At 43.6% G+C, this 3,293-nt stretch carries 5 protein-coding genes; all 5 read right to left on the reverse strand.

What is annotated here, in order from left to right; translation table 11 throughout:
* Positions 1 to 87: 87 nt before the first annotated feature.
* A complete protein-coding gene (locus AB6D06_RS22240; protein WP_372111881.1) occupies positions 88 to 432 on the reverse strand; it encodes a MobC family plasmid mobilization relaxosome protein in 345 nt (114 codons plus the stop codon).
* Between the two features lie 369 nt (positions 433 to 801).
* Complete coding sequence (locus AB6D06_RS22245; protein ID WP_372057546.1) at positions 802 to 1,260, reverse strand: hypothetical protein; 459 nt, start codon at positions 1,258 to 1,260, stop codon at positions 802 to 804.
* A gap of 69 nt (positions 1,261 to 1,329) precedes the next feature.
* Positions 1,330 to 1,860 (reverse strand): helix-turn-helix domain-containing protein, encoded by a 531-nt coding sequence (locus AB6D06_RS22250; protein ID WP_372111884.1) that lies wholly within the window; start codon positions 1,858 to 1,860, stop codon positions 1,330 to 1,332.
* Positions 1,861 to 2,154: 294 nt separating this feature from the next.
* The gene (locus AB6D06_RS22255; RefSeq protein ID WP_372111887.1) at positions 2,155 to 3,117 is read right to left on the reverse strand and encodes a replication initiation protein; all 963 of its coding nucleotides are present in this window, start codon (positions 3,115 to 3,117) and stop codon (positions 2,155 to 2,157) included.
* A partial coding sequence (locus tag AB6D06_RS22260; RefSeq protein WP_372111890.1) for a hypothetical protein occupies positions 3,077 to 3,293 on the reverse strand: 217 nt, incomplete at its 5' end. The genes AB6D06_RS22260 and AB6D06_RS22255, both read right to left, overlap by 41 nt.

A 3,293-nucleotide genomic window follows, 5' to 3' on the forward strand; every position in this document is an offset into this window, starting at 1 on the left:
GTGCAACCTTTCGCCTTTTAGTTCCACCCTCCAAATATTCGAGTCCGTTAGTAACGGACGAATGATCGCCCTTAAAGAATTTAACTATCATGGCTGTTGTTTGATTAGTTTACTCAGCAGATCGTTAGACTCGGCTAGGCGTGCTTGCACACTAATCAAGTTAATCAAACCGCCTGACTTTTTTGCACTATTCACAAGCCGTGCAAGTTGGTTGATGTTGTTGCCAATTTTGGCAACCTCAGCGACCAGTGCAGGATCTTGTTTTAACTCTCGGTATTTTGGTTTGGGGTGTGGTGATTTTGGGTCAAGTCCAAAGGTGCGAAACCAATCCGAAACATTGCCATTGGCATTAGATTGGATTAGTGACTTTTCTTCCTCGGTTACACGCACCTGTATCAACTCGGTACGCACTGGCTTTTTGCTTTTGCTCATGGCTTTTGATTTTGTTTTTGGCTGTCGCTAGACAGTGCTTTTTGGAGGGGATTAAAGGGGTAGGTACGAACCCCTTTGCCAGTGATATGAAAATTTCGGAACGTAATTACATATCTATGCTGGCTATAAATTAACCGCTCACCTAAAGGTTAATAAGTTAAAAACGTAATTACAAATTTTAGGGGTTTTGAGTGATTTAGGGCTGAGAGCTTTAATAGCTATTCTTACCAATTTTATTAACAAATTAGGGGATTGCATTGGGTGGAAATTGAAGCCCCTAGAGTGTCTATTTTGGGGCTTTGATGGGGGGATTTGGATGAAGCTATAGGTCGTGGTGCGTGTTAGGTACTATATGTTAAATAGGGCGTTTTATGGCGTTTTTTGAGAGGGTGTCATCCATTCGTTGTACATTTCTACCCCTGCTTGTGAGTGACAGCCTAAAAACCACTCTAGCGCCCTTGATCTTTGTTCAACCAAGTTTTCTTTTTGCGAGGTTGGGTAGTGTTCCAGATACTCGGCAACCATATTATCGATTGCTAGTTTTGCCATCAGATCGACCTCAACCGTAAAGCAGTCTTTACGGTTATTTTTTTTGTATTGGTGTTGTCGCCATGCTGTTTTAAAAGCAGACTTAAAGTTACTTGGTAACGACTCGAAATAATCAGCCGCCTCAGTGCCGTCAATTAATAAAGCTAGATCTGCAAGGTGTTGTATCTCTACCTCTCTCAAGCCCTTTGTGCGTCCGTTTTTTAGTGCGTAATCGCTCAAATACCTAAGCTTTAGGTTTCTGTGAGTAAGATCTTCATCGTTCCAATATTGTTTAGCCATAGTGTTTCACCATTGTTGTTTTACTTAACCATACAAAACGTTACCTAGTAACGCAATGGTGAGGTGTCACTATTTTTGATCCCATGTTTTTTTGTGCTTGGAAAACGTGCCACGCTCGACTCCTGCCTCTTCAGCCATTGCTCTAATGCTTGGCTTCTTTGAAGTGTCCTTATAGATCTCCAAGACAGCGAAAACCTTGGCTTGAGCCTCTTTAGCTCTGCGTTCGTTGTCGCTAGTAGGTGGCGTGCTTGATTTCTTAGGGGTCGTTACTTGCCTTGGTGTATCAGTGATACGTGTTACCACGTCACTGAGTGTAACAAGTGCGTTAGTGAGTTTCGTAACTGTAGAGCGTAAAGCCTTAATTTCAGCACATAGCTCTGCATTGCTAGGCGTATCAGGTGTAACGTTCGATACACTAAACAAATCTTGTTGAGCTAGCTCTGTGGGTGTAATAGCATTGATTTCATTGCGATCAAGGTAGCGAACACCGTCTTTCTCAGTGTACGAGAGCTTACCAGAGCGCATATAACGATACAGGGTGTTACGGCTTATACCTGTAACTCTAGCAGCCTCATTGACACGTAACCCATCACTAACCATTTGATACACCTCCGATACACAAGCGATACACATGCCAAGGTGTAACACCAAGACATAACGTTACATACCATAGCAAAAATGAAGCCTCTGAGAAGCTGAAATGGCACATTTTAGTGATCGAAGTGGCACTTACAATCTCTCAAGTATGTGTTTCAGTAGGAATTTGACTCTCTCGGTGAGTCTCATTGACGAAATTGGGTAATACTCTGTATTTCCTAAGAGCAAGAGCCAAAATGAAAAAAGCCCCCAAGGGGCTAATATCTGATAGACACCGTGTGATACCTTTTTTAAGGATCAGCTTTTGACCTGTTTCCAATAACGTTTAACTGTTGCAATACCAGTCCCAGATCTTTCCTGTACAGCTTTCTGAGTAGCTTTCTTGCCCTCTGCAAGTAAAGCGGTGTAAGCCTCGTTAATGCGCTTTAGGACGCTATCTGTGCGCTTCTGATTGGTGTAGTGCGCCCCGACTGCTTGTCGAGTCTCTAACGGCTGATTGGTGTCAAGGTTTAGCTTGCGCTCCTTGAGGCGGATATTAGCCTTATTGCGCCACGTCCAGTTGGCAATGCTTTTCGCTATACCTTCGACCTCTTTGAAGTGCATAGGCTCTTTGAAGCTCTGGTTTAATTGATCTGCATGGCTTTCAAGATCAGCATGAAACACCTGACACGTATCGAAGTTATGCACCACCCCGTAAGCGTAGTAACGCAATACATTAAACAGGCTAACGTTGCGTTCGTAGTCGCACAGCTCGGCTGTATCAATGCTGTACTCTTTCTTGTCGAGATCACCGCACCCATCATGTAATTCTGCGAGTGAATACTCGTGATCGTGTAGCACCACAACACGCCAGTCGCTATGTAACGGGTTTTTAGTCATTAAGTGAGCGTAACCTTCATCCGCACCCAATAAACGTTTGTACGTGCGCTGTATGGCCGCCAAGTAAGCTAAGGGTTTGCTGCGTGCGTTTTCTGAGGTAAACACCGGGTTAATGGCGTAAGCCATGTGGTACTTACCATCATCGGGGTTCATAGCGATATAGTTCGGATATGGTAAGCCGTTAAGCTCCCAAGCGTATTCACCCGTAAACGGTGTATCGATGTCAAAAATTAGCCAAGCACAGCGCAGGTGGCTGTTTAGCTGTATGTAACTATGCGTGAGCGCATGTGTAACGTTCCGTATCAGGGATGCGGTTTTGTCGTCACTGCAATAGGGCTTTTTAGGTAGGTGTGCATGTACTCTTCTCTCTAGGTTGTTCATATGATTCTTTTGTTGTTTTGGCTTTAAACAACTGAACTTGAGAGGGTTGCAATGCGTTATTACTGTACGTATACTTCATGTAAATCAGCTCCTCTTTTGGCTCAGTTGGTTTAAAATTTGTTGTTTTGAAAAAGAATCCGTAGGTCGCCAAACTTAGCGGATTTTTTTTCGTCTCC

This window comes from Vibrio sp. 10N.239.311.G01, from assembly GCF_041465805.1.
Classification (GTDB): domain Bacteria; phylum Pseudomonadota; class Gammaproteobacteria; order Enterobacterales; family Vibrionaceae; genus Vibrio; species Vibrio crassostreae_C.

What these genes read in the sequence shown, in the direction of transcription:
- AB6D06_RS22240 (WP_372111881.1), bottom strand. Translation starts at nt 432, where the DNA reads ATGAGCAAAAGCAAAAAGCCAGTGCGTACCGAGTTGATACAGGTGCGT.
- AB6D06_RS22245 (WP_372057546.1), bottom strand. Translation starts at nt 1,260, where the DNA reads ATGGCTAAACAATATTGGAACGATGAAGATCTTACTCACAGAAACCTA.
- AB6D06_RS22250 (WP_372111884.1), bottom strand. Translation starts at nt 1,860, where the DNA reads ATGGTTAGTGATGGGTTACGTGTCAATGAGGCTGCTAGAGTTACAGGT.
- AB6D06_RS22255 (WP_372111887.1), bottom strand. Translation starts at nt 3,117, where the DNA reads ATGAACAACCTAGAGAGAAGAGTACATGCACACCTACCTAAAAAGCCC.